The 24,185-nt window shown below is 46.8% G+C and carries 24 protein-coding genes and 1 riboswitch; of the genes, 15 read left to right on the top strand and 9 right to left on the bottom strand.

The features are described 5' to 3' along the window. The first annotated feature begins 30 nt into the window (after nt 1–30). The gene (locus tag DK430_RS00510) at nt 31–1,473 is read left to right on the top strand and encodes a surface lipoprotein assembly modifier (protein ID WP_162616789.1); all 1,443 of its coding nucleotides are present in this window, start codon (nt 31–33) and stop codon (nt 1,471–1,473) included. Nucleotides 1,474–1,548: 75 nt separating this feature from the next. On the opposite strand, the gene DK430_RS00505 is transcribed toward DK430_RS00510, so the two are convergent. The 6 genes from DK430_RS00505 to DK430_RS00480 all read right to left on the bottom strand — a co-directional run bounded on the left by DK430_RS00505 (nt 1,549) and on the right by DK430_RS00480 (nt 7,125). Then, nucleotides 1,549–2,304, bottom strand: a complete 756-nt coding sequence (locus DK430_RS00505; RefSeq protein WP_109077165.1) for a Nif3-like dinuclear metal center hexameric protein — start codon at nt 2,302–2,304, stop codon at nt 1,549–1,551. Nucleotides 2,305–2,528: 224 nt separating this feature from the next. Continuing rightward, entirely contained in the window at nt 2,529–3,137 is a 609-nt protein-coding gene (locus DK430_RS00500) for a 7-carboxy-7-deazaguanine synthase QueE (protein ID WP_109077164.1), read from the bottom strand. 26 nt (nt 3,138–3,163) lie between these two features. Then, on the bottom strand, nt 3,164–3,589 hold the full coding sequence (queD, locus tag DK430_RS00495; protein WP_109077163.1) for a 6-carboxytetrahydropterin synthase QueD: 426 nt from the start codon (nt 3,587–3,589) through the stop codon (nt 3,164–3,166). Nucleotides 3,590–3,694: 105 nt separating this feature from the next. Next, nucleotides 3,695–3,739, bottom strand: a riboswitch (PreQ1 riboswitch). A gap of 36 nt (nt 3,740–3,775) precedes the next feature. Further along, the gene (lysS, locus tag DK430_RS00490; RefSeq protein WP_109077162.1) at nt 3,776–5,284 is read right to left on the bottom strand and encodes a lysine--tRNA ligase; all 1,509 of its coding nucleotides are present in this window, start codon (nt 5,282–5,284) and stop codon (nt 3,776–3,778) included. A gap of 134 nt (nt 5,285–5,418) precedes the next feature. Then, nucleotides 5,419–6,517, bottom strand: a protein-coding gene (gene prfB / locus DK430_RS00485) for a peptide chain release factor 2 (protein ID WP_109077161.1) whose coding sequence is annotated in 2 segments (ribosomal slippage) — nt 5,419–6,441 and nt 6,443–6,517 — 1,098 coding nt in all. Because the reading frame shifts where the segments join, the coding sequence is not laid out codon by codon here. A 137-nt stretch (nt 6,518–6,654) separates the two neighbouring features. Continuing rightward, the gene (locus DK430_RS00480) at nt 6,655–7,125 is read right to left on the bottom strand and encodes a PM1805 family lipoprotein (protein ID WP_109077160.1); all 471 of its coding nucleotides are present in this window, start codon (nt 7,123–7,125) and stop codon (nt 6,655–6,657) included. A gap of 195 nt (nt 7,126–7,320) precedes the next feature. On the opposite strand from DK430_RS00480, the gene dsbC reads away from it, so the two are divergent. The 13 genes from dsbC (at nt 7,321) to DK430_RS00415 (ending at nt 18,745) form a co-directional block, all read left to right on the top strand. After that, nucleotides 7,321–8,004: a bifunctional protein-disulfide isomerase/oxidoreductase DsbC gene (gene dsbC, locus DK430_RS00475; RefSeq protein WP_109077159.1), complete on the top strand. Its 684-nt coding sequence runs from the start codon at nt 7,321–7,323 to the stop codon at nt 8,002–8,004. A 12-nt stretch (nt 8,005–8,016) separates the two neighbouring features. After that, on the top strand, nt 8,017–9,738 hold the full coding sequence (recJ, locus tag DK430_RS00470; RefSeq protein WP_109077158.1) for a single-stranded-DNA-specific exonuclease RecJ: 1,722 nt from the start codon (nt 8,017–8,019) through the stop codon (nt 9,736–9,738). An 8-nt stretch (nt 9,739–9,746) separates the two neighbouring features. Further along, the gene (locus tag DK430_RS00465; protein WP_109077157.1) at nt 9,747–10,421 is read left to right on the top strand and encodes a thiol:disulfide interchange protein DsbA/DsbL; all 675 of its coding nucleotides are present in this window, start codon (nt 9,747–9,749) and stop codon (nt 10,419–10,421) included. Between the two features lie 13 nt (nt 10,422–10,434). After that, nucleotides 10,435–11,127: a 5'-methylthioadenosine/adenosylhomocysteine nucleosidase gene (locus DK430_RS00460; RefSeq protein ID WP_109077156.1), complete on the top strand. Its 693-nt coding sequence runs from the start codon at nt 10,435–10,437 to the stop codon at nt 11,125–11,127. A gap of 171 nt (nt 11,128–11,298) precedes the next feature. After that, nucleotides 11,299–11,994 (top strand): DUF4198 domain-containing protein, encoded by a 696-nt coding sequence (locus DK430_RS00455; protein WP_109077155.1) that lies wholly within the window; start codon nt 11,299–11,301, stop codon nt 11,992–11,994. A gap of 6 nt (nt 11,995–12,000) precedes the next feature. Beyond that, on the top strand, nt 12,001–12,507 hold the full coding sequence (locus DK430_RS00450) for an HI_1622 family ECF transport-associated protein (RefSeq protein ID WP_109077154.1): 507 nt from the start codon (nt 12,001–12,003) through the stop codon (nt 12,505–12,507). Beyond that, nucleotides 12,507–13,160 carry a cobalt transporter CbiM gene (cbiM, locus tag DK430_RS00445; RefSeq protein WP_109077153.1) on the top strand — a complete coding sequence of 218 codons (654 nt, stop codon included), beginning with the start codon at nt 12,507–12,509 and terminating at the stop codon, nt 13,158–13,160. Before DK430_RS00450 ends, cbiM begins: the two co-directional genes overlap by 1 nt. Next, complete coding sequence (locus tag DK430_RS00440; protein ID WP_109077152.1) at nt 13,157–13,822, top strand: energy-coupling factor transporter transmembrane component T family protein; 666 nt, start codon at nt 13,157–13,159, stop codon at nt 13,820–13,822. Before cbiM ends, DK430_RS00440 begins: the two co-directional genes overlap by 4 nt. Before the next feature lie 10 nt (nt 13,823–13,832). Beyond that, entirely contained in the window at nt 13,833–14,456 is a 624-nt protein-coding gene (locus DK430_RS00435; protein WP_162616787.1) for an energy-coupling factor ABC transporter ATP-binding protein, read from the top strand. 78 nt (nt 14,457–14,534) lie between these two features. After that, nucleotides 14,535–15,341, top strand: coding sequence for a hydrogenase nickel incorporation protein HypB (hypB, locus tag DK430_RS00430; protein WP_109077151.1), 807 nt, complete (start codon nt 14,535–14,537; stop codon nt 15,339–15,341). 26 nt (nt 15,342–15,367) lie between these two features. Continuing rightward, nucleotides 15,368–16,480 (top strand): hydrogenase formation protein HypD, encoded by a 1,113-nt coding sequence (hypD, locus tag DK430_RS00425; protein ID WP_109077150.1) that lies wholly within the window; start codon nt 15,368–15,370, stop codon nt 16,478–16,480. Further along, complete coding sequence (gene hypE, locus DK430_RS00420; protein ID WP_109077149.1) at nt 16,480–17,493, top strand: hydrogenase expression/formation protein HypE; 1,014 nt, start codon at nt 16,480–16,482, stop codon at nt 17,491–17,493. Before hypD ends, hypE begins: the two co-directional genes overlap by 1 nt. Nucleotides 17,494–17,959: 466 nt before the next feature. Next, complete coding sequence (locus DK430_RS00415) at nt 17,960–18,745, top strand: NYN domain-containing protein (RefSeq protein WP_109077148.1); 786 nt, start codon at nt 17,960–17,962, stop codon at nt 18,743–18,745. 395 nt (nt 18,746–19,140) lie between these two features. Here DK430_RS00415 and DK430_RS00410 read toward each other — a convergent pair whose 3' ends face one another. The 3 genes from DK430_RS00410 to hypF form a co-directional block, all read right to left on the bottom strand. Further along, complete coding sequence (locus DK430_RS00410; protein WP_109077147.1) at nt 19,141–19,719, bottom strand: PM1805 family lipoprotein; 579 nt, start codon at nt 19,717–19,719, stop codon at nt 19,141–19,143. Nucleotides 19,720–19,883: 164 nt separating this feature from the next. Beyond that, nucleotides 19,884–20,699, bottom strand: coding sequence for a shikimate 5-dehydrogenase (locus DK430_RS00405; RefSeq protein WP_109077146.1), 816 nt, complete (start codon nt 20,697–20,699; stop codon nt 19,884–19,886). A 302-nt stretch (nt 20,700–21,001) separates the two neighbouring features. After that, nucleotides 21,002–23,284 (bottom strand): carbamoyltransferase HypF, encoded by a 2,283-nt coding sequence (gene hypF, locus DK430_RS00400; RefSeq protein ID WP_109077145.1) that lies wholly within the window; start codon nt 23,282–23,284, stop codon nt 21,002–21,004. Nucleotides 23,285–23,578: 294 nt separating this feature from the next. On the opposite strand from hypF, the gene DK430_RS00390 reads away from it, so the two are divergent. After that, nucleotides 23,579–24,178: a 4Fe-4S dicluster domain-containing protein gene (locus DK430_RS00390; RefSeq protein ID WP_109077143.1), complete on the top strand. Its 600-nt coding sequence runs from the start codon at nt 23,579–23,581 to the stop codon at nt 24,176–24,178. The last annotated feature ends 7 nt before the right edge of the window (nt 24,179–24,185 follow it).

Below are 24,185 nucleotides of genomic sequence, written 5' to 3'. Positions count from 1 at the left end.
CTTTTAGTTTATATGAATTGTGGAGAGATTATGCGTTATCAATTAGCATTATTATTGGGGTTGAGTGTCACCAGTGCGTTGTGGGGGGCGGAGGTTGATACGGATGTGAAATTGCGTCAGCAAGCGGAATTGCAGCGTCAGCAACAGGAGCGACAAATCGTTAACGACGATAATTTCTTCAGCGGACAGCAACAGGAAGAACAATTTGAAATTAATACCTTTGAAGACTTAACACTCGCGCTGCTTACGTCGATTAACAATAAAGATACGCAGGCAATTCAACAGCTGCTGGAATTTTATCGGATTCAACCACAGGCAGAAGAAGGCATGATCTTATTCGCCGAAGCCAATATCGATCTCAATCAGAATCGCTGGACGCAAGCCATCGACAAGTATAAGAAACTCGTGGAAAACGAACCGCACTTTGCTCGCGGTAAGCTGGATTTGGCGCGTCTTTATTTTGCTGATTATCAATTGAAAAATTCACGTCGCTTATTTGCTGAAATTGATTTGCCCGATAACCCGAACGTGATGGAAAAAGTAAAAAACTATCAAGCAGAGCTGGATAATCGTGAAAGCTGGCATGGTTCCTTTGCATTAGGTTTTGGCTATACACGCAATATTAATCAGACTTCCCGTAAAAAAGTCGAGTTAACTGCCTATGATCCGCTGTTTGGTTTTGAATATCGGTACACCCGCGAAGCGGAACCAATGCGCTCCGCCAGCGGTTTAAAATATGAAGCGACTTTGGATAAATATCACAATCTCACCGGTCATCACGGGTTAAGTTTCAAAGCGTCAGGATACGGCGATATTTATCGTAATAATTCTACTGATACCGAGCATAATTTCTCATTTGGTCTAGGTTACGGCTATCGTGATCGACAACATAGTTTAAGTTTGTTACCCGTTTTTGAAAGCGTACATTACGGCAATCATGTATTCCTCACCCGCAAAGGCACACGGCTGGAATATGCCTTTAATAATCTGGAACGTCTTTATTCCATGCTGACCTTGGAATATAAAAATGAACGTCATAAAAATAAACAGTACCGCTATTATGACGGGCAGCTGTTTTCACTATTTGGTACACAAGTTTTTGCGTTTAATGAAAACGTCACATTATTGGGCGGAATGAATTATAGTCGCAAGGGTGGAACAGCATTTGATTCCGATAAATATCAACGTTACGGCGTTTATTTCGGCGCCGATTTAGCTTCAGGTTTCGGTATTGATCTCGGTTTGTCGGCAAATTTGCGTCAAACTCGTTATCGCGCTTACGATGCTTTGCTTGATGCTAAACGCAAGGATAACGAACAGATTTACAATGTTTCGTTAAAAATCCCCCGCTGGGAATTTTGGGGCTTTGTGCCAAGTCTTAACTATAAACACACTAAAGTACGCAGTAATGTAGATTGGCTATATTCCTACAACAAAAACGAAATCTACTTTAAACTTGAAAAGTTTTTTTAATGGTAAATGTAACGGTCTAGTTACCTAGTTCAATCCCAGTGTATATATATTTTTTGCGATCTTATTCACAAATTTTTACGCCGGATTATCTATATCCTTAAATTCCACCTCAAAGCCATATTCTTTTGCCAGCCATTCGCCTAAGGCTTTCACGCCGTAGCGTTCGGTGACATGGTGACCGGCGGCAAAAAAATGAATCCCTTGTTCTCTGGCGGAATGGATGGTTTGTTCGGAAACCTCGCCGGTGATGAATGCGTCGCATCCTTGAGCCGCAGCAAGGTCGATATAACCCTGTCCGCCACCGGTACAAATGCCGACTTTGCGGATAAAGTGCGGTCCGTTTTCCGTGCAAATTAGCGGCGTGCGGTTTAATACGCGCTCAATGTGTTCGGCAAATTGTTCGGCGGTGAGCGGTTCTTTTAATGTGCCCCACACGGGAATACTGACCGCGCCTTGTTCCAACGGTTGGAGGTTTTCAATGCCGAGTAATTGGGCGAGTCGGGCGTTGTTGCCGAGCTCCGGGTGAACGTCCAAAGGCAAATGGTAGCCGTATAAATTGATGTCATTCACCAATAAGGCTTTGATTCGTCTGCCTTTCATGCCGCGAATGCAAGGTGTTTCGCTTTTCCAGAAATAACCGTGATGAACAAGTAATGCGTCGGCTTTTTGCGCAATGGCGTAGTCAATTAAGGCTTGGCTGGCGGTGACACCGGTGATAATTTTTTTGACTTCGGGCTTACCTTCCACTTGCAATCCGTTAGGCGCGTAGTCGTTGATGGCGTTGCTGTTGAGTTTTTGATTAAGTAAATTTTCAAGGGCTAAATTGTGCATAAAAATTCTCTGAGTGAAGAAAACGAATGGCGTAATGATAATGGCTTTGATGGGGAATAAGAAGAAAAAAATGGCCGGTGCGAATATCTTTTGTTAAAGACGTGGGGGAGTGTTTGCACCGGCCACTGTGTTTAAGAATGACGACTATCTTAAATAAAAACGCCTTCATTATACAAATAAATATATAGCGATCAAGTGAAACTTAACAATTTAGTAGAAAAAGTTTATTCGATACCGATTAATTTGTGCGTTTGTACGCTTAATAACCATTTGGGTTTGTTTGGACGTTGGTTTAATAACCCTAATTGAGTAATGGTTTCCAGCAAATTCATTTTGCCGTTAATTTCACAAGGAGAAAGGTAATAGCGGTCCGCGCGGATTTTGGTTTCAATCAGCTCACAAAATGCCAGCACATTCTCATCCGCCACAATACGGACTTCGTGGGCGAAATCAATGCAACGCTGTTCATATTTATGTTGATATAACCGTTTCGGGCTAGTGGCGATGTAGTCAATTTGCGGCGGAATCGGTTTTAGTCCGTTGGTTTCGATAGCGAGAAAATAACCTTCCGATTTCATTTGGTCGAGTAGAACATCTATATTCGGCACAATGGTCGGTTCGCCGCCGGTGATGATGATATTCTTGGCGGAAAACGACCGCACTTCTTCCATCACCTGCGCCAGCGTCATGCGCTCAAACTGATTGTAATTGGTGTCACACCAAGGACAGGCAAGGTTGCATTTGCCAAAACGCACGAAAATACTCGGCATGCCGGTGTTAAAGCCTTCGCCTTGCAGGCTTTCGAAAATTTCAACGATGTTGTAAGAAGGCATAAAAACACTGTTATTTTGCACCGCACTTATTCCTCGTATTCACAAAAAGAGGTGGGCGTTTCCCATAAACGAATGGCAGAGACCGGAAGGTCTTCCTGATATTTCAATCGATTGAAAATGAATTGTGCTAATTGTTCCGCCGTGGTGCGAAACGGCACACCGAAGGTTTTGGAATTGAGCTCTTGTAATAAGATGGCAATTTTGCTTTCCCGCTCGCTGGTTTGATCGTAAATAAAAGCGTGATCCATCGGCGCTAAAATGGCGTTATTCACGATTTTCTTCAAATCGCTGAAATCAATCACCATGCCTTGTTTAGCACCATCCTGATACAAATCGCCGTGCACTTCTACCTGCAATTTATAAGTGTGTCCGTGTAAATTTTGACACTTCCCGTCATGTCCATCCAGCAGATGCGCCATATCAAAACTAAATTCTTTAGAAACTTTAAACATACTCAGCCTGTTAATCTGGTTAATATTTATTTAGGCACTGCCACCCGAATAAAATTCAATCGGTGATCACAAGGGAATTTTGAAAGGAAAGGTTGAAATGTCATGTGATACCTAGTTTTTTTATGTAGGAGGTTTGCGAACTACAAAATCAGTGATGACCGGGAGGTCATCACTTTTATCTCTGAATTATTTCTGACGCATTGCCGGGAATAAAATCACATCGCGGATAGACGGTGCGTTGGCATAGAGCATTGCCAAGCGGTCGATACCTAACCCTTCGCCGGCTGTTGGCGGTAAGCCGTGCTCCAATGCAACCACGAAGTCTTCATCTTTAAACATGGCTTCATCGTCACCCGCTTCTTTTGCGGCAACTTGCGCATCGAAACGTTCATTTTGGTCTTCCGCGTCGTTTAATTCTGAGAAACCGTTACCGATTTCACGTCCGCCGATGAAGAGTTCAAAACGGTCGGTGACTTCCGGATTTTCATCGTTACGACGGGCAAGCGGTGAAATTTCCGCAGGATGTGCCATTAAGAACGTCGGTTGAATTAAGTGATGTTCCGCTACTTCCTCAAAGATCGCATTCACAATGCTGCCTAAACCCCAAGATTTTTGTACTTCGATACCTAAACGTTTAGCAACAGCTTTGGCGCGATCAATATCGTATAAATCTTCTTTCACAATGCCTTTGTCTGCACCGTATTTGATGGTCGCATCATGTAGTGTGATACGTTCGAATGGTTTACCGAAATCGAATTCGTATTCGCCGTATTTCACGATGGTGGTACCAAGAATATCGATAGCAAGTTTGCGTAATAATTCTTCGGTGTTATCCATTAAATCGTGGTAATCCGCGTAGGCTTGGTAGTATTCCAACATAGTGAATTCAGGGTTGTGACGAACGGAAACGCCTTCATTACGGAAGTTGCGGTTTAATTCAAATACGCGCTCAAAACCGCCCACGACTAAACGTTTTAAATAAAGTTCAGGGGCGATACGTAGGTACATATCTACGTCTAGCGCATTATGGTGAGTCACGAACGGACGCGCTGCCGCACCGCCCGGAATTACTTGTAACATTGGGGTTTCTACTTCCAAGAAACCTTTCGAAATAAAGTATTCACGAATACCGGCTACCACTTTAGAACGAATAATAAAAGTGCGGCGGGATTCCTCGTTAGAAATTAAATCTAAATAGCGTTGGCGATAGCGCACTTCTTGGTCGGTCAAGCCGTGGAATTTATCCGGCAACGGACGAAGCGCTTTGGTTAATAATTGAACTTCGGTAGTTTTCACGGTGAGTTCGTTGGTTTTGGTTTTGAATAACGTGCCTTTTACGCCCACGATGTCGCCCAAGTCCCAGTGACCGACATCATCTTTGTACACGCCTTCAGGCAGGTTATCGCGCGCCACATAAAGTTGGATTTTACCACTCATATCTTGAATAGTGATAAACGTAGCTTTACCCATTGCACGGCGGGTCATAATACGACCGGCAACGGCAACTTCAATGTTTTTTTCTTTTAACGTTTCGCCTTCTTCCGCATCGTATTGTGCGTGTAAGTCTTGTGCTAACGCATCACGACGGAATTTGTTCGGAAATGGGTTACCTTTGGCGCGTAATGCCGCTAATTTTTCACGACGAACGAGCATTTCGCCGTTCAGGTCTAATTCTTTTACTTCTTGTTCTGACATTTTTGTTTACCTTTCTTAAATTAATTTAATTTTTTGTAGGGTGTGTGAACCGTAGGTTCACGCACGAAGAATTTAATGATCAAATACGTGCGTGGATTGTGCCAATCCACACACCCTACATTGGTTCTTGCAGATTACAAGCCTGCTTTTAAACTCGCTTCAATAAAACGATCCAAATCACCGTCCAACACGGCTTGGGTATTTCGATTTTCCACGCCGGTGCGCAAATCTTTAATGCGGGAATCGTCCAACACATAAGAACGAATTTGGCTGCCCCAGCCGATGTCGGATTTACTTTCTTCCATCGCTTGTTTTTCAGCGTTTTTCTTCATCATTTCCATTTCAAACAATTTTGCTTTTAATTGTTTCATGGCTTGATCTTTATTTTGATGTTGGGAACGCCCATTTTGACATTGCACCACAATACCGCTCGGCATATGCGTAATTCGCACTGCACTTTCGGTTTTGTTGACGTGCTGACCGCCCGCACCGGAGGCGCGATACACATCGATACGCAAATCGGCAGGGTTGATTTCAATATCAATATCGTCATCAATTTCCGGATACACGAATGCCGCGCTGAAAGACGTATGGCGACGGTTGTTGGAATCGAACGGGCTTTTACGCACCAAACGGTGAATGCCGGTTTCCGTGCGTAGCCAACCGTAAGCGTATTCGCCGCTGACACGAATAGTCGCGGATTTTAAACCCGCCACATCGCCGTCGGACACTTCCATTAATTCGGTTTTGAAACCTTTGCTTTCCGCCCAACGTAAATACATCCGCAACAACATTTCCGTCCAGTCTTGCGCTTCAGTACCGCCGGAGCCCGCTTGTAAATCCACATAGCAATCGCAGGCATCGTGTTCACCGCTGAACATACGGCGAAATTCCAGTTTTGCGAGTTGTTGTTCCAGTTCGTCTAATTCTACGACAGCTTCATTGAAGGTGTCTTCATCTTCCGCTTCCACGGCAAGCTCAAGCAAGCCATCCACATCTTCCAAGCCTTGCTCGAGGTTTTTAATGGTGTTGACCACCTGTTCTAAAGAAACACGTTCTTTGCCGAGCGCCTGCGCTTTCTCTGCGTCGTTCCACACATCAGGCTGTTCCAATTCGGCGTTAACTTCTTCTAAACGCTCCGTTTTGGCGTCGAAGTCAAAGATACCCCCGAAGCACCGAAGTGCGGTCGGTTAAATCGGTGATTTTATTTTTGATAGGATTAATTTCAAACATGATAATGAATGTGATAAAGACTAAATTAAGTGCGGGATTATAAGGGATTTCGTGGGCTTTTGGTAGGTTGTGAAGGAATAAAAAACCTTATTCACAAAGAATGAATAAGGTTTGAAATTCATATTATTAAAAATGCATTATTCGTCAGCAGGGAATTTTTCTTCCAATTGCTCGGCTAATTTGTCAAATGCGTCTTTTTTCGCATTAGCATCAGCAACCCCTTGCTGGATTTTTTCAAGGTTTTCCGCTGCCGGTTTTTTAGCTTGACTTAAAAGCACATCCGTCAGTGCTTTCTCAGCACTCAAGTACTCTTTGTATTGGCCGACAAGCGGGCTAACTTCTTCGCTTTTAATGCCTAATGCATCTAATTCTGCGGTCAGTTCGGCTGATTTTTTATCAAATGCTGCAATCGCTGCTTCAGTTTTCGCTACATCGTTAACACCTGCGGCTTGAGTTACAGCATCAAATTCGGCTTCAAGTTTTGAGGTCGCTGTTTCTTCCCACGCTTGAAATTTTTTCACTTCTTCTGCTTGTTGAGAAGCGGCAAATGCGCTTACTGAAGCGAAAGTTAAGGCTGCGATAGCTGTCATTTTTAATAATTTTTTCATTTTTAAATACCTTTTAAGTAATTTATAGGATGAATTTGTGTAAAAAATTACACGGGCGTCATTGTAAAGAAAAACCTAGGGTGTCTGTCAAGTATTTTTATTTTTCAATTAATTTTTAAAATTTTGGTCTTTTTTGCATAACGTCCCAATTACTTTTATAATTCACGGTCATTTTCACAATTTAGGAACAAAAAAATGAAGAAAATTTTGACCGCACTTTCTCTTGTCGCCCTTTCATTTAGCGTTTCGGCGAACGATGCCGCGCTGAAAAGCAAATTGGAAAAATTAGGCGCGAAAGACATTGATATTCAAACTTCGCCGATTAAAGGTTTAAAAACCGTGGTGAGCGACCAAGGCGTGTTCTATGCCAGCGAAGACGGTGAATATTTATTGCAAGGGAAAATCTACAAATTAACCGATAAAGGCATCAGCAACGTCACAAATAAAGTATTGGTGGATAAATTGAATTCTCTGAAAAGCGAAATGATTGTTTATCCTGCAAAAAACGAAAAGCACGTAGTCACTGTATTCCTGGATATTACTTGTCACTATTGCCATTTGTTACATCAACAAATCAAAGAATATAATGATTTAGGCATTACCGTGCGTTATTTGGCGTTTCCGCGCGCCGGTCTTAACAGCCAAACCGCAGGTCAAATGGAAGCGATTTTTACCGCGAAAGATCCGGCGTTCGCGCTAAACGAAGCGGAAAAAGGCAATTTGCCGAAAGAATTGAAAACCCCGAATGTAGTGAAAAAACATTATCTGCTCGGCGTTCAATTCGGCGTAACCGGCACACCGACTATCATCACCTCTGACGGCGAATCTATCGGCGGTTACATGAAACCGGCGGATTTATTAGCCGAGTTAGAAGGTTAACGCAGGCTCGTCGTGCAAAAACGAATCTTACGTCGTGAGGTGCCGGTAGGCGATAAACTCTGTGACGATCCGTTATTGGATCGTCTTTATCGTTCACGCCACATTAAAAACGCCCGCCAATTAGACCGCACTTTAGCCGCCATTCACAATCCGAATCTGATGTCGGGCATGGATGTGGCGGTGGAATTACTGCTTGAAGCCTATCAAAAACAGCAGAAAATCGTCATCGTCGGTGATTTTGACGCGGACGGTGCCACCAGTACGGCCTTGGCGGTGCTGGCGTTGCGTCAGCTGGGTTTTGCTAACGTGGCATATTTGGTGCCGAATCGCTTTGAGCAAGGTTATGGGCTCAGTGTCGCCGTGGCGCAGGAAGCCTTGACACTGGATGTTGAGCTGTTAATTACGGTAGATAACGGAGTGTCTTCTCATGACGGCGTGTCGTTTTTAAAAGCGCAGGGCGTGGACGTGATTATCACCGATCATCACTTGCCGCCGGAAACCTTGCCGCCCGCCGATGCGATTGTGAATCCGAATCTGGCGCATTGCGGTTTTCCGTCAAAAAATCTTGCCGGCGTAGGCGTGGCCTTTTATCTCATGCTCGCTTTGCGGGCGAAATTCCGCGAACTTGGCATATTTGATGCGAAAAATCAGCCGAATTTCACCGAGCTGTTGGATTTGGTTGCCTTGGGTACGGTGTCCGATGTAGTGCCGTTGGATCAAAATAATCGCATTTTAGTGTATCAAGGCTTGGCGCGCATTAAGGCGGCGCGTTGTCGTTGTGGTATTCGCGCCTTAGCGGAGGTGGCGAAGCGGGAGTTGGCAGGATTTTCCGCGTCGGATTTAGGTTTTTCCATTGCGCCGCGTTTAAATGCGGCGGGGCGTTTGGATAATATGTCCGTGGGCGTGGAATTGTTGTTGGCGGAGGACATGGAAACCACCCGTGCGTTGGCGTTAGAATTAGACGGCTTAAATCAGGCGCGTAAAGAAATTGAGCAGGGCATGAAGCTGGAAGCGCTAAAAATATGCCAAAATCTGACCGCACTTGAGAATCGGTTGCCGCATGCTATTGTGTTGTATCAGGCGGATTGGCATCAAGGCGTGCTGGGCATTGTGGCTTCGCGCATTAAAGACCGATTTCATCGCCCGGTGATTGCCTTTGCACAGGATCAGGACGGCATTTTGAAAGGTTCCGCCCGTTCCATTCCCGGGTTGCATATTCGTGATGTGCTGGAGCGGGTTTATTCGCAACACCCTGATTTAATTTTAAAATTCGGCGGTCATGCCATGGCGGCAGGTTTGAGCATTGCCGAAAAATATTTTGCCGATTTCCAACGGATTTTTAACGACACGGTAAGTGAATTATTAGCGCCGGAACAGCTGTTAGGCAGCATTTGGACGGATGGCGAATTGCAGGTGAATCAGCTGAATTTAACTACGGCGGAAACCTTACGTCAGGGCGGGCCCTGGGGGCAAGCGTTCCCCGAACCCTTATTTGACGGCGAATTTAAGGTTTTACAGCAGCGCTTGGTGGGTGAGAAACATTTAAAAATGATGGTGGAACCCAAACTGGGCGGACCATTAATCGACGCTATCGCATTTAACGTAGATACGCGCTATTATCCTGATTTATCAATAAAAACGGCAAAACTGGTATATAAGCTGGATGTGAATGAATTTCGCGGAAATCGGGATATTCAGTTATTAATTGATTATATTGAACCTTTAGAGAATTAGAGTAAGCAATGTTGCGGGTCGGACTGTTCATCATCTTATTATGCGTAGGCGGAGTTGCGGTGGCGCAAGTCGGCGAAGCGCCCGTTGCGCCCGATTCCCAGGTGTTAATTGACGAAGAAACCCCGCAATTTGAAGACGGCAAAGATTATTTCTCTTACGAAGAACCCATCGCCATCCCACCCCGCGCCGATCACCGCATCCCGATTCAATTCTTTTTTGACTACGATTGTCGCGTTTGTTCCTCCGCGCAGGATATTTTAGAACTTTACACGCAAATCAACCGTGATCGCGTGGTGTTGGAGGAATATCCCGTCGCTACCAATAAAACCCGCTTCACCGCCGGCGTTTTCTTTAGCTTGCAGGCGTTAAATGCGGATAATGTCTCTTCCGCACTGCTGTTTGAAACGTCGGAAAAACAGCGTTACATCAAGCTGTCCCACATGGACAATCTGTTACATTGGTTGGAAAAGCAAGAGATTAAGCGCGATCGTTTTCTGGAAGCGTATCATTCCGATGAGGTTCATCAACAAGTGGATGATGCCGTATTGATGACTGAAGAATACGGCGTGTTCACCTTCCCTTATGTCATCATTAACGGCAAATATGTGCTGACCGCCAGCACCTTATATAACGACGATTATGCGCTCGCGGTGTTGGATTATTTAGTCAACAAAAAACAATAATGCAAGGATAAACATGAAAATTGGTATTGTGGGCGCCATGGCGCAGGAAGTGGAAATTTTAGTGAATTTAATGACGGATAAAAACGTCACAAAACTGCCGTCCGGTACAATTTATGAAGGCAAAATTCACGGCAAACAGGTCGCTTTATTACAATCCGGTATCGGTAAAGTTGCCGCCGCCATGGGGACGACTGCCTTATTGCAACTCGCCAAGCCAAACCTTGTCATTAATACCGGCTCTGCCGGCGGCGTGGCGGAAGGGTTAAGCGTCGGTGATGTGATTGTCTCCACTGAAACCCAATATCACGATGCCGATGTAACCGCTTTCGGCTATGCCAAAGGACAGCTGCCTGCATGCCCCGTCACTTTTGTTTCTGATGAAAAATTGGTCGCGCTGGCGGAACGTGTCGCACAACAACAAGGGCAGCATGTCAAACGCGGTTTAATTTGCTCCGGCGACAGCTTTATTCAAGGTGGCGAACGTTTGGCACAAATTAAACGTGATTTTCCGAATGTCATCGCGGTAGAAATGGAAGCCACGGCAATCGCGCAAGTGTGTCATGCCTTTAATGTGCCCTTCGTAGTGGTGCGCGCCATTTCCGATGCGGGCGACGGCAAAGCCAATATGTCTTTTGAAGAATTTTTACCCCTCGCCGCCAAACAATCTTCCGACATGGTGGTTGCCATGTTGGCGGAATTGAATTAGTTATTTCTCCCTTTAAGCATCGCTCCGCGTGCGGTTGTGTCGTGCGCGGAATCCATTTTGCCTTTCGCTATCTTCCTCATTTTTCGTCTATTTCTCTTAAAAAAATACTTGATTCTAAAGTTACTTCATATTTTATCATGGGCTAAATTCAATGATAAAAGGAGAGATCACATGAAATTCACAAAAACAACAGCCATTTTTACCGCACTTTTTGCGGCGTCCGTCGCTAACGCACATAACGTCTGGTTGGAGCCCGTTAAGGAGGCGGATTCTGCAGGACAATATGTCGTGAAATTTGGTCATGAACAGACAGAAATTTATCCCGAACAAAAGCTAAAAGCCATCAAGTTGCTGGATAGCAAAGGCAACATCACCAACGCTGCCTATCAATTCAAACAAGGCGAAGCCTATCTCAACGCCGATAACGCCTCACTGGTGTTTATTCGTTTCGATAACGGCATTTGGTCAAAACTGCCGAGCGGCAAATTTGTAGAAAAAAGCAAACAACAGGAGCCGAGCGCAGAATTTGCCGTGAACCCGATTAAATTCGGCAAGGCGGTATTGCATTGGGACGAACAAGCAATGAAGGCGCACGACATGGAATATGAGCTTGTGCCGCAGGCGCAGCCGAAAGCCGGTAAGCCGTTGCCGATTCTGGTATTGCATCAAGGCAAGCCGGTGAAAAACATCAAGGTGGGCTTAGGCGAAGACGCGCCGTTTAACCTGACCAACGACAAAGGCATTGCCGAATTCACGCCGCAGGCAGGTTACAACAAAGTCTGGGCGGAGTTTGAGGAAAATGTGAAAAGCAATCCCGATTACGATCGCCGCTCGGTGGAATATATGCTGACCTTTGAGGCGGAGTAGGGCGCAATGAAAAAAACGCTGCGTATTCTGACCGCACTTTTCCCCTTGTTATTGTCTGCCCCTCATGCCTTGGCGCACGCCCTTTATGTGTTCGCCCAGTATGACGGGCAGACCGTCACGGGAAAATCCTATTATTCCGATATGACCCCCGCCGCCGAAACCTATGTGGAAGTGTTGCGTCATGGGGAAAATCAACCGTTACTGACGGGCAAAACCGACAATGGCGGTTATTTTCACCTTCCCTTAAAGGCGGATCCGAATATCGCCTTAAAAGTGGTGGTGGAAGGGGAGGAAGGTCATCGGGCGACGGTGGTGGCGGATCGTGTTACGGCGAAGTCCGGCGTAGCGAATCAAACGCACGATGAAACGCTGCTGTTGTTGCGCGGCGACATTGCGCAGTTGCGCGATAAAATTTATCTGCACGATATTTTGGGCGGAATCGGTTACATTGTGGGAATTGCGGGCATCGCCGCTTGGTGGAAAGCCCGTAAATTAAGAAAAGGACATCAATAATGCATTTATCGGAAGGCGTGTTGCACACACCGGTGCTCTTGGCGGGAGTGGCTTTGGCGGTGGTCGGTGTGGCAGTGGGGTTGCGCCGCCTGGATAACGAACGTTTGCCGTTAACGGCGCTTTTTGCAGCGGCGTTTTTTGTCGCCGGCACCATTCATGTGCCTGTGGGCATCGGTAGCGTTCATTTGATTTTAAACGGCATGGCGGGGCTGTTTCTCGGTTGGGCGGTGTTCCCCGCTTTTCTTATTGCCTTGTTGTTGCAGGTGTTGTTTTTCTCTTTCGGCGGCTTTGCCGTGTTGGGCGTGAATTTGTGCGTCATGGCGCTGCCGGCGGTGGCGGCGCATTATGTATTGCGCGGTTATTTGCAACCGGACATGGGCCGCATGGCGAAATTGCTCACCGGTGTGGGTGTCGGCGTAATCGGCGTGGGCGGTGCGGGCGCGTTGGCGTCCCTTGTGTTGGCGTTGGACGGCGGCAAACATTACCAAGATTTAATCGCCTTGCTGTTGCTGTCTCATTTGCCGGTATTCGTACTGGACGGCATCATCAGCTACGGCGTGATTTCGCTGCTCGGTAAAATGTATCCTACCGCATTGCAGCCTATTGCCACTTCACAAAAAGCCATCGGCTACACCAAACGGTGTGCGCAATGAGCACCCGATTTCAGCGTTTTTTTGCACCGCACTTTTTTGCGCCGCATTTACGCTTGATTTACCTGTTTCTTTGGGGCTTGGTGATCAGCGCCTTGTCGCAGCCTTCTTTATTGTTATGGTTAAACGGCGCGGCGTTGGTGTTTTTGGCGGCACTGATTTATCGCGGGCGTGAACCTTATTTCCCCTATATTAAACGCTGGCTGGTGTTCAATGGTTTCACGTTGTTACTTTGGGCAACGTTAAGCTGGCGTATCGGTGCCGACGGCATTGAGCTGAATCCTGCTGGCATGGAAACGGCGCTATTAATTAGTTTGCGCATGAATCTGCTGTTGTTTTCTCTGTGGCTGTTGCTGTGGAAAATGAACGACGCGGTGTTAGTGCAGGCGATCGGCAAACTGCCGCTGCCGCCAAAGCTGATTTGGTTGTTTGTGTTGACGGTGCGTTATATTGCGCTGTTGGGCGAGTTACGGCAAAAGATGGATTTGGCAATGCGCGCGCGGGGTTATCGCGCCGGAGTGAATCGCCGAACCCTGTATGTCACGGCGCAACGGGTGGCGCTGTTGTTGGTGCATGCCTTGCTGAAAGCGGAAACGGCGCAAATCGCCCTCAAATGTCGGGGCTTTCGGTTCGGTGAGCAGACAAGATTAAGCAGAACAGAGTGAAGTGGGAAAAATGACGATTTTACAAGTCAACGAATTGCAAATTAAACGGGGCGAACGGCGGATTATCGACAATCTGTCTTTCCAAATTGAAGCGGAACAACGTTTTTTCGTGCAGGGTGAAATCGGCACGGGGAAAACCACGTTGTTGCTCGCGTTGCTTGGTTTTGTGCCCGTGACAAGGGGCGAGATTCGCCTGTTCGGGCAGTTGTGTCGGGAAGAAAACGATTTTGCGCCGTTTCGAGGCACCGTCGGTTTGTGTTTTCAGCACGCGGACGATCAACTGTTCGGTCCGACAGTGTTGGACGATGTGGCGTTCGGTCCGTTGAATCAGGGACTTTCGCGCCAACAGGCGTATGCCGTCGCCTTGCAGCAACTGGAACGCTTGGGTATTGCGCATTTGCAGGATCGCACCGTGCATACGTTGTCCGGCGGCGAAAAAAATTTCACGGCGCTGGCGGGCGTGTTGGCGATGCAGCCGAAAATGTTACTGTTAGATGAGCCGACCAACGGATTGGATAGCAAAAATACCGAAAAACTGACCGCACTTTTGCGCGAACTGTCGTTGCCTATGTTGGTGGCGTCCCATCATCGGGGCTTTACCGCGCAATTGGCGGACGATATTCTGACTTTATGATCTCAATCAAAACCCCGCACGGGCGTTGTGCTATCCTTATAACATTCTTATTTTATAGCGATAAATCAGGGGGATAATATGTGTACGACTTGTGGTTGCGGCCATCCCGAACAAGTCAGAATCGGCGAAGTGGCGCATTCTCATCATGATTATGACGGCACCCAAAGTGCAGTCAAAAATCCGGACTTTTCTCATTTCAAATTTCATTCGGCAGAACATCCATCAGAGGCGACCGAAACGCAAAAACGCCTGTTAAAAGTCGAGCAGGATGTATTAGGCAAAAATAATCAAATTGCGGCGCACAACCGTTTTCTTTTCCAACAACAGCGCATTCTTGCGCTGAATCTGGTGTCCAGCCCGGGTTCCGGCAAAACCACCTTGCTCACCACCACGCTAAACGCGCTGAAAAACGACCGCACTTGTTATGTGATCGAAGGGGATCAACAAACGGAAAATGATGCGGATCGCATTCGCGCCACCGGCGTGTCGGCGATTCAGGTGAACACCGGCAAAGGTTGCCATTTGGATGCGCAAATGATCAACGACGCGCTGTTCAAACTGGAGCCGAAACAAGATAGCCTGCTGTTTATCGAAAACGTGGGCAATTTGGTGTGCCCGTCGGAATTCGATTTGGGCGAAAAAGCGAAAGTGGTGATTTTGTCGGTCACGGAAGGCGAAGACAAACCGCTGAAATACCCGCATATGTTCGCTGCGTCCAAGTTGATGATTTTAAATAAAATCGACTTGTTGCCGTACCTCAATTTCGACGTAGAAAAATGTATCGCCTACGCCAAACAGGTGAACCCGCAAATTGACGTGATTCAACTTTCCGCCACCACCGGCGAAGGTTTAAAAGACTGGTTGAACTGGTTGCAAAACGCTTAACATCATCGCGCAGTAAGGAGACTGTTATGCAATTCATTGATGAATTTCGCGATCCGAAACTGGCGAAAAGTTTGGTGGAGCGTTTGCAAAAACTCATGGAAAAACTACCGCACTTTACGCCGGAAAATCCCTTGTATTTAATGGAAGTGTGCGGCGGGCATACCCATACGATTTTTAAATTCGGTTTAGATCGCCTGCTGCCGAAAAGTATCGAATTCATTCACGGCCCGGGCTGCCCGGTGTGCGTGTTGCCCATGGGGCGCATTGACGTGTGCATTGAAATCGCGCAAAAGCCCGGCGTGATTTTCTGTACCTTCGGCGATGCCATGCGGGTGAAAGGGCGGCGCGGTTCCCTGCTGGAAGCCAAAGCAAAAGGCGCCGACGTGCGTATCGTGTATTCGCCGTTGGATGCGCTGAATATTGCGGTGAACAATCCCGATAGAAACGTGGTGTTCTTTTCCCTCGGTTTTGAAACCACCATGCCGAGCGCGGCGGTGACCCTTCAACACGCGAAAAAACTGAATCTGCAAAATTTCTGGGTGGTGTGTCAAAACATCACCATTATCCCCACCCTGCACAGCCTGCTTTCGCAAGATTATGTGAAAATCGACGGCTTTATCGCGCCCGGCCATGTGAGTATGGTGATCGGCGCGTCGCCTTATCAATCCATCGTGGACAAATACCACAAACCGTTCGTGATTACGGGCTTTGAACCGTTGGATATTTTGCAAGCCATCGTGATGTTGGTGCAACAGTTCGTGGACGGGCGTTGTGAAATCGAAAACCAATATAAACGTATCGTGCATTCCGAAGGCAACCTGTTGGCGCAAAAGGCGATGCATGAGGTGTTCCAACTGAAAAAATCCAGCGAATGGCGCGGCTTGGGCGAAATTGAAGAATCCGGCGTGGAACTCACCGACGCTTATAAGCGCTTTGACGCGGAAGTGTATTTCCACAGTCATCCGCAACAAGTGGCGGACGACCCGAATTCCCGCTGCGGCGATGTACTCACCGGCAAATGCAAACCCTGCGATTGCCCGTTATTCGGCACGCAATGTAACCCGGACAACGCCTACGGCGCCTTGATGGTGTCCTCGGAAGGGGCATGCGCCGCCTACTATCAATATCGGAGAGAATAATGACAGGTTTTATCACCATGGCGCACGGCAACGGCGGCGGTGCCATGCAAAAACTCATTCAGGATTATTTCGTCGAAGCTTTTGACAATCCCATTCTCGCCCAAGGGGAAGACCAAGCCCGCTTGCCGCTGGCGGAACTCATGGCGCAGGGGGCGCAGCTTTCTTTCAGCACCGATAGCTTCGTTATCGACCCGATTTTCTTCCCCGGCGGCAATATCGGCAAGCTCGCCGTGTGTGGCACGCTAAACGATGTCGCCGTATGCGGCGCGATCCCCAAATACCTTTCCTGCGGCTTTATTTTGGAAGAAGGCTTGCCGCTCGCAGAACTCAAAGAAATCATTCAAGCCATGGCGCAAGCCTGCCAAGCCGCCGGCGTACAGGTGGTGACGGGCGACACCAAAGTAGTGCAAAAAGGTGCGGTAGATAAAATTTTCATCAACACCAGCGGCATTGGCGTGATCCCACAAGGCATCGACTGGGGTATGCACCGCATTGCGGCGGGCGATAATATCATTGTCAGCGGCACACTCGGCGAACACGGCGCCACCATCCTCAACTTACGCGAAAGCCTCGGCATTCAAACGGATCTGAAAAGCGACTGCGCTGTTCTCGCCCCGCTCATTGATTTGTTACGTCCTATCGACGGCGTCAAAGCCGTGCGCGATGCCACCCGTGGCGGCGTGAATGCGGTGCTGCATGAATTCGCCACCGCCCAACAATTAGGCATGCAAGTGAACGAAGAAGACCTGCCGATTCGTTCGGAAGTGCGCGGCATTTGTGAATTGCTCGGCTTAGAAGCCCTCAACTTCGCCAACGAAGGCAAACTGGTCATCATCGCCTCCCCTGAAAAAACACCTGAAATTCTGACCGCACTTCATTCCCATGAATTAGGCAAAAATGCCGCCGTGATCGGAGAAGTGACCACGGATAAAAAGGTACGATTGTTAGGCAGCTTCGGGCAGTCACGGTTGTTGGATTTGCCGATGAATGAGCCGTTGCCAAGGATTTGTTGATTTATTCTACTTTCTTGCTTGTGCAAGAAAGTAGCAAAGAACACACCCCGGATAAATTGCTGTTCCTCCCTTTGTTGTCATTTTCTTTACGGAAGATTTCGGACTCGCCACTGCGTGGCTCAGACAAAGCGAAATTTTCCTAAAAATGCCAAGTCGTTCGGGCAATTTATACGGGGACCCGTTTTTTTGAGCGTTATTGGGAAAAGTGCGGTGGATTTTGGGTGTGTTTTTGTGATGTGAAAAACGTTTGGGATTTCGACCGCACTTTTGTACTTTGAATTCCCCAAAGGGGAATAATTATGCCTAACCTAGGGTAACTTGTTACCCTAGGCAAAAAAGAAGACATCAGTATGAACGTTGGTGCTATCGGAAGTAAAATTTAAACATTTTTTATCAAAGCATATTTTGTATAAATATGTTAAATTTTTGCCACAATTAACTAAACTCAATAATAAGTATTAAACCTATGGAACTAGAAAAAACAACTAAACTGGCAGTCTTGATTGATGCCGATAATGTGCAACCGAAAGTAATTGAAGCTGTTTTTGAAGAAATTGCGAAATATGGCGTTGCTAGCGTAAAAAGAATTTATGGTGATTGGTCTGATGAGGCATTAAATAAAAAATGGAAAGATTTGCTTCTGCCAAATGCGATTATTCCAATGCACCAACTCTCTTATACTAAGAAAAAGAATTCCACAGATATTTCGATGGTAATAGATGCTATGGATTTATTACATAGCGGAATTTTTGATGGTTTTTGCATTGTTTCAAGTGATAGTGATTTTACCCGATTAGCTTTACGTATTAGGGAAAGTGGGGCTATGGTTTATGGTTTTGGTGAAGAGAAAACTCCCGAAGCGTTCCGTAAAGCTTGTCATAAATTTATTTATGTTGAGAACTTGCAATTAGCTAATGTTGATATTGAAGAAACTATTAGTTCTGAACAAGAAAAGAGTGTTAAAACTGATGATGCTAAAGACTCTGTAAACAGGGAACGTTTGCCAGTAAACAAATTAAAACAGGATACGGCGCTAATGAATTTAATTCGTAGTGCAATTGCAGAATATGCTAATAATGATGGTTGGGCATATTTAGGTTCTATGGTTCAATACATGACCAAAGTTCGTTCTGATTTTGATTCACGAACATACGGATATGCTAAAGTATCTGCACTGATTTCGGCAATAGATCTGTTTGAAACTAAAATTCAAGGCAGTAAATTTTTAGTTAAAAATAAGAAATCTAAATGATTTTTACAACCCCTCGATAGACGCGCGCTATCTATAAAACCGTCAAATTACAAAACACCTCAAAGCCCACCGCACTTTTGAATGCTGTATTTGTAGAACTTGTAGGGTGGGCTTGCCAGCCCACCGATAAAATCTTGACTTCATTTATGGTGGGTTAGCAAACCCACCCTACACGTGTTATCTATTCAATTTGCAAACTCGCAATCACCTCACGATAGTGCACGCTTCCTAGCGTGTGCTTGTAACTAATTGATATTCAGGCACACGTTAGGAAACGTGCGCCAGCAAAGTATTCAAAACTCCACTAAAACCCACCGAATTTTGAGTTGCTTTTTGGTTGTTTGCCCTATGTGTGAACAAAAAACACCGACATGGATGTCGGCGTTATTGGAGGTTTATTCTCCTCTTCTTAATTTGTCGTTTGCACTACGGATTTCATTGTACTTTTTAGCATCCGCATTGATTTCTTTTAAGACTTTATCTTCCATTTGCCCAAGTTCTTTGTTAATCACATTGATGGCTTGATTACGGCGATTTGCCATTTTCACTCTGGTTTCATTTGGTATTTCTGTTGTAATGTATTTAGTTGATTCTAAAAACAATTCAGAAATGCTTTTAAAGCCCTCTATACCTTTTGTTTTTAATGCGGTAAAACGGGCATCTGAAAATTGAATTTTATTTAAATTATCTGAAACATCGGAAAATTCTTTCGCCAAATTTTCATACATTTCGGTTGCTTTTTTCGGATCTTTCTCGGTGCGTATTGCACTCACTGTTTTATTTATTGAATGAATTGCGCTATTTGCCGAAGCTCGCCATTCCTTGTATTTTTTATAATCCGTTTTCGCCGTTTCATAAACTACTTTCGCCTGCTCCTCAGCAGCAATTTGTTCTTCACTTGGTCCCTTAGGTCCGCAAGCGGTTAAAATATTCAAACTCAATGCGGCGATGAATAATTTCGTTGTAAATTTCATTTGTATTTCCTTGATATTACGTTAAAAGAGGGTGCGATTTTAGCGTAGGTTATTCCGAATAGTAAAGTATAAGGTACAAGAAGTATTATTTATATTTTGAGGTAGCACGCGTCGGGAGACGCGCGCTATCAAAATTTAAAAACACCGTCAAAACCCACCGCACTTTACACATTCCTTCTCGCATATGCCGCAGCTTCGGCGATTAATGCTTCGTCCGGTCTTTTGCCGGTGTAGAGTTCGAATTGTTCGACGGCTTGTAAGACGATGACTTCGGCGCCGGAGATGGTTTGTTTGCCTAGGGCTTGGGCGGTTTTGATTAGCGGGGTTTCGGCGGGGAGGGCGACCACGTCGAAGGCGGTTTTGGCTTGGCGGATCATGGCTTCGGGGAAGGCGAGATCGAATGCTTCTTTGCCGCCCTGCATACCGATTGGCGTGACGTTAATGAGAATGTCGGCGGTTTGGTTGGCGAGGGAATTGATGTAATCGTAGCCGTAAAGCGCACTCAAATGTTTGCCTGTTTTTTCGTTACGGGCGAAAACTTTGACTTTCTTGAAACCGGCGTTTTTAAATGCCGCCACCACCGCTTTCGCCATGCCGCCGCTGCCTTGTACAATCACGGAATCATTTTTATCTAATTGATATTTCTCAATCAGTTTCACGATGGCGATGTAATCGGTGTTATAGGCGCGTAAAAATCCGTTGTCGTTGACGATGGTATTGACGGATTCGATGGCTTGGGCGGAAGGGGAGATTTCGTCTAAAAACGGCATGCAGCTTTCTTTGAACGGCATGGACACCGCGCAGCCGCGAATCCCTAAGGCGCGTACGCCTTTCACCGCGTGTTCGATGTCATCGGTAGTGAAGGCTTTGTAAATGAAATTCAAGCCGAGTTTTTGGTAAAGATAGTTGTGAAATCGCGTACCGAAATTGCCGGGACGACCGGACAGGGACATACAGAGTTGGGTATCTTTGTTGATCATGGGGAACCTCACATTGATGTGGATAAAAGAAATGATGCGGTGAGTATAGCAGAGGATGTCGTATAAAACGCATGGAAAAATGACCGCACTTTTGACTCTCGCACACATGATACTTCCCCTCGCCCGTTTACGGGAGAGGGTGGAGAAAATTCGGAGAATTTTCGGAGGGAGAGGGGAAAAATAATGGTGTTTTCCCCTCTCTCTGACTACAAGTGCTCGACGCACTTTCCGTCGGTCTCTCTCCCGTAAACGGGCGAGAGGAAATATTTGCGTTTTTATCTAAACAAAGAAAAGTCACTCATCTATCGGGTGCAAGATGATAATTGACTCGCAATCACCGCTTGCCCCAAACTCAACCCGCCATCCCCCATCGGGAACTGATGGGCGCTCAATACCTTAAACTCCGCCAGATTTTCCTTAATTAACCGTCGTAATAATGGGTTATGCCACACGCCGCCGGAGAGCACGACGGTGTGGCAGTGGTGTTGCGTGGCTTGTTGGCGTGTCAAGTTGGCAAAGCCTTCGGCGAGGGCGTAATGGAAAATGAAGGCTTTGTTGGCGTTGGAGGCGTTGAGGGAAAGCCAGCTTTGCCAGAACTCGGCGAGATCCAATTTGTTTTCCGCATTCAGCGGCATTAACGTCGGGAGGTCAATTTCGTTTAACGGCAAACGGGCGAGTGGCGATTGGGTAGCAAGCACTTCCAATTGGCAGGCGGCTTCACCCTCCCAGCTCAGTTGCGGCGGGGTGATGCCTAAGCCGAAAGCGACGGCGTCGAATAAGCGTCCGGCGGAGGAAATGCGTGGGCTGTTGAGCTTGCGTTCAATGGCGGAGGCGAGGAGCTGCCAGTCATAATCGGCGCAGGTTTGGGCAGCGATGTCCTGCCAGTTGGGCACGAATTGCTGTAAGTGGGCGAGCCAGTTGCGCCATGGTTGTTTGGCGGCAAGATCGCCGCCGGGCAGGGCGACGGCGGGTAAGCCGCCTAAATAACGGCAATGTTTTTCATCCGCCAGCAGGCATTCGCCGCCCCAAAGTTGCCCGTTTTCGCCCATGCCGATGCCGTCTAAGGCAAGCCCGATGACTTGTTCGTGGCAGTGATGTTCTGCCATAACACTCACGATGTGGGCATGGTGGTGCAATACTTCGACGCAAGGGATATTGTGCTCTGCCGCCAGTCGTTTGCCGACCTCGTGGGTGAAATAGCCGCCATGCGCGTCGATGGCGATGCGTTCCGGCTTGAACTGGTAAATTTGGCAGAACAGGGCAATATTCGCTTCCAATTGTGACCGCACTTTTTCGTTCGAGGTGTCGCCGATGTGTTGGCTGACGATGGCTTTGTTTTGCCGTAACAGGCAGAAAGTATTTTTTAAATCGGAACCGAGCGCCAGCACATTGCGCGGGCTGTGGTGATCCAGCAACGTTTCGTCGGGCACATAACCGCGTGCGCGGCGCAGGGTTTCCGTGCCGTCGAAAGCGGCGCGTACTAAGGAATCGTCGGCGCGTTGTAAAATGTTGCGGTTGTGGCAGAGGAAATAATCCGCCAAAACACTTAAATTTTCGACCGCACTTTCGTTATCCAGCACCGGCGGTTGCCCGCTCGGGTTGGCGGAAGTCATCACCAGCGGACGATTGGCTTCCCGCAGCAATAAATGTTGTAACGGATTGCTTGGCAACATCACGCCGATTTCATTCAGTTTCGGCGCGATCTGTTCCGCCAGCGACGGCACTTTGTGTTTTGCCAATAGCACAATGGGCGCAGCGGTGCTTGTGAGTAGCGTGGTTTCCGCTTCCGTTAAATCCGTTAAAAAGGATAAATCCGGCACCATCAGTGCCAGCGGTTTGCTCGGGCGGCGTTTGTGATCGCGCAGTAATTGCACGACGTCGGCGTTGGTGGCATCGCACGCCAAATGGAAGCCGCCGATGCCTTTGACGGCGACGATATTGCCTTGTTGCAATAAAAGTGCGGTGGTTTTTATCGGCGTTTTTTTATCTGTCATGTTGCCCTGTTTATCCGCCAACCAAACGTGCGGGCCGCAAACGGGGCAGGCGTTGGGTTGGGCGTGGAAACGGCGGTCGGCGGGATTTTTATATTCGGCGGCGCAATCGGCGCACAGCGGGAAAGCCGCCATGGAGGTGTTTTTGCGGTCGTAGGGAATGGCTTTGATAATGGTAAATCGCGGGCCGCAGTGAGTGCAGTTGGTGAAAGGGTAGCGGTAGCGTCGATTGGTCGGGTCGAATAAGTCTTTCAGGCAAGCGGGGCAGGTGGCGGCGTCCGGCACGATTTGGGTGTCCATGGCGTTGTTTTCGCTTTCACGGATTTCAAAGCCGTCAAAGTGCGGTGGATTTTCCCAGCGTTTTTCATGCTGCTGAATATCGGTGATGAGGGCAAGGGGCGGCAGTTGGGTTTGTAGATCATGCAGGAAGTGTTGCAATTGGTGTTCTGTCGGCTCAAACAGGCGGATTAACACGCCTTGCCCGTCGTTGTTGACATCGCCGCGTAATTTGTACCGATTCGCCAATAGCCAGACAAAAGGACGAAATCCCACGCCTTGCACTTTGCCTTTAATGCGTAATTCAATGCCTTCCATGTGTTGCCTTCCTTCTTTATTTTCTGCCTCAATTATCCTTTTGAATTTGATAATAAATCCTATTTGTGTTCGCAGTAAAATTTTACAAAACGGTAATATTATTAACAGCTTTGTCATTTTAATAAAATTTATTTTACTGCGTTTATATCCTTGTATTTACTCTATTTTATAAAAATGAAAAAAAGTATGATCTCTGTCAAAGAATAAAAACTTTTATATGGGATTTGTTTTTTTGCAAGAGTATCCTTATGAAAAGGGTGGTTATTTGACTAGCTCTTTTTATAGGGGGAAAATATGAATCGTTTTGTTATCGGTGATCCGAAAGATTGCATTGGATGCAACACCTGTATGGCCGCTTGTAGCGAAGTGCATAAAGCCTTCGGATTACAATCTTATCCTCGGTTACAAGTCATGCGTAATGACGATATAACCGTTCCAATTCTCTGTCGTCACTGTGATGACTCGCCGTGCGCCACCGTTTGTCCGGTACACGCGATTACTCATGAAGGCGACACCATTCAACTCAATGAAAGTTTATGTATCGGTTGCAAACTGTGCGGTATCGCCTGTCCGTTTGGCGCGATTACCCAACACGGCAGCGCACCGATCGATGCGCCTGCGTATTACGAAAGTTTCACTTTCACTGATGCGGTGAAACGTGACATTCGTACCGCTCCGGATAATTCGGAATTACACAATATGTTGGCATGGCAACCGGGTGTGAAAGCCATTGCGGTGAAATGCGACCTGTGTTACTTCCGCGAAGAAGGACCGGCGTGCGTACAAACCTGTCCGACAAAAACCCTGTTTATCATCAGTGATGAGAGTATTTTAGAAGCTAACCACAAAAAACGTGAAATGGCAATGACGTCTTCACCTGCTATTCCAAGATAGCTTTGTT

The sequence above is a fragment of the Aggregatibacter kilianii genome, from assembly GCF_003129965.1.
Taxonomy (GTDB): Bacteria; Pseudomonadota; Gammaproteobacteria; order Enterobacterales; family Pasteurellaceae; genus Aggregatibacter; species Aggregatibacter kilianii_A.
The sequence above is the reverse complement of the archived record's forward strand: the minus strand, read 5'-3'. Positions and strand labels throughout refer to the sequence as shown.

Bases quoted from the DNA above. Each gene is read 5' to 3' on its own strand.
- DK430_RS00510 (WP_162616789.1), top strand. From the start codon at position 31: ATGCGTTATCAATTAGCATTATTATTGGGGTTGAGTGTCACCAGTGCG.
- DK430_RS00505 (WP_109077165.1), bottom strand. From the start codon at position 2,304: ATGCACAATTTAGCCCTTGAAAATTTACTTAATCAAAAACTCAACAGC.
- DK430_RS00500 (WP_109077164.1), bottom strand. From the start codon at position 3,137: ATGCCTTCTTACAACATCGTTGAAATTTTCGAAAGCCTGCAAGGCGAA.
- queD (WP_109077163.1), bottom strand. From the start codon at position 3,589: ATGTTTAAAGTTTCTAAAGAATTTAGTTTTGATATGGCGCATCTGCTG.
- lysS (WP_109077162.1), bottom strand. From the start codon at position 5,284: ATGTCAGAACAAGAAGTAAAAGAATTAGACCTGAACGGCGAAATGCTC.
- DK430_RS00480 (WP_109077160.1), bottom strand. From the start codon at position 7,125: ATGAAAAAATTATTAAAAATGACAGCTATCGCAGCCTTAACTTTCGCT.
- dsbC (WP_109077159.1), top strand. From the start codon at position 7,321: ATGAAGAAAATTTTGACCGCACTTTCTCTTGTCGCCCTTTCATTTAGC.
- DK430_RS00465 (WP_109077157.1), top strand. From the start codon at position 9,747: ATGTTGCGGGTCGGACTGTTCATCATCTTATTATGCGTAGGCGGAGTT.
- DK430_RS00460 (WP_109077156.1), top strand. From the start codon at position 10,435: ATGAAAATTGGTATTGTGGGCGCCATGGCGCAGGAAGTGGAAATTTTA.
- DK430_RS00455 (WP_109077155.1), top strand. From the start codon at position 11,299: ATGAAATTCACAAAAACAACAGCCATTTTTACCGCACTTTTTGCGGCG.
- DK430_RS00450 (WP_109077154.1), top strand. From the start codon at position 12,001: ATGAAAAAAACGCTGCGTATTCTGACCGCACTTTTCCCCTTGTTATTG.
- cbiM (WP_109077153.1), top strand. From the start codon at position 12,507: ATGCATTTATCGGAAGGCGTGTTGCACACACCGGTGCTCTTGGCGGGA.
- DK430_RS00440 (WP_109077152.1), top strand. From the start codon at position 13,157: ATGAGCACCCGATTTCAGCGTTTTTTTGCACCGCACTTTTTTGCGCCG.
- DK430_RS00435 (WP_162616787.1), top strand. From the start codon at position 13,833: ATGACGATTTTACAAGTCAACGAATTGCAAATTAAACGGGGCGAACGG.
- hypB (WP_109077151.1), top strand. From the start codon at position 14,535: ATGTGTACGACTTGTGGTTGCGGCCATCCCGAACAAGTCAGAATCGGC.
- hypD (WP_109077150.1), top strand. From the start codon at position 15,368: ATGCAATTCATTGATGAATTTCGCGATCCGAAACTGGCGAAAAGTTTG.
- hypE (WP_109077149.1), top strand. From the start codon at position 16,480: ATGACAGGTTTTATCACCATGGCGCACGGCAACGGCGGCGGTGCCATG.
- DK430_RS00415 (WP_109077148.1), top strand. From the start codon at position 17,960: ATGGAACTAGAAAAAACAACTAAACTGGCAGTCTTGATTGATGCCGAT.
- DK430_RS00410 (WP_109077147.1), bottom strand. From the start codon at position 19,719: ATGAAATTTACAACGAAATTATTCATCGCCGCATTGAGTTTGAATATT.
- DK430_RS00405 (WP_109077146.1), bottom strand. From the start codon at position 20,699: ATGATCAACAAAGATACCCAACTCTGTATGTCCCTGTCCGGTCGTCCC.
- hypF (WP_109077145.1), bottom strand. From the start codon at position 23,284: ATGGAAGGCATTGAATTACGCATTAAAGGCAAAGTGCAAGGCGTGGGA.
- DK430_RS00390 (WP_109077143.1), top strand. From the start codon at position 23,579: ATGAATCGTTTTGTTATCGGTGATCCGAAAGATTGCATTGGATGCAAC.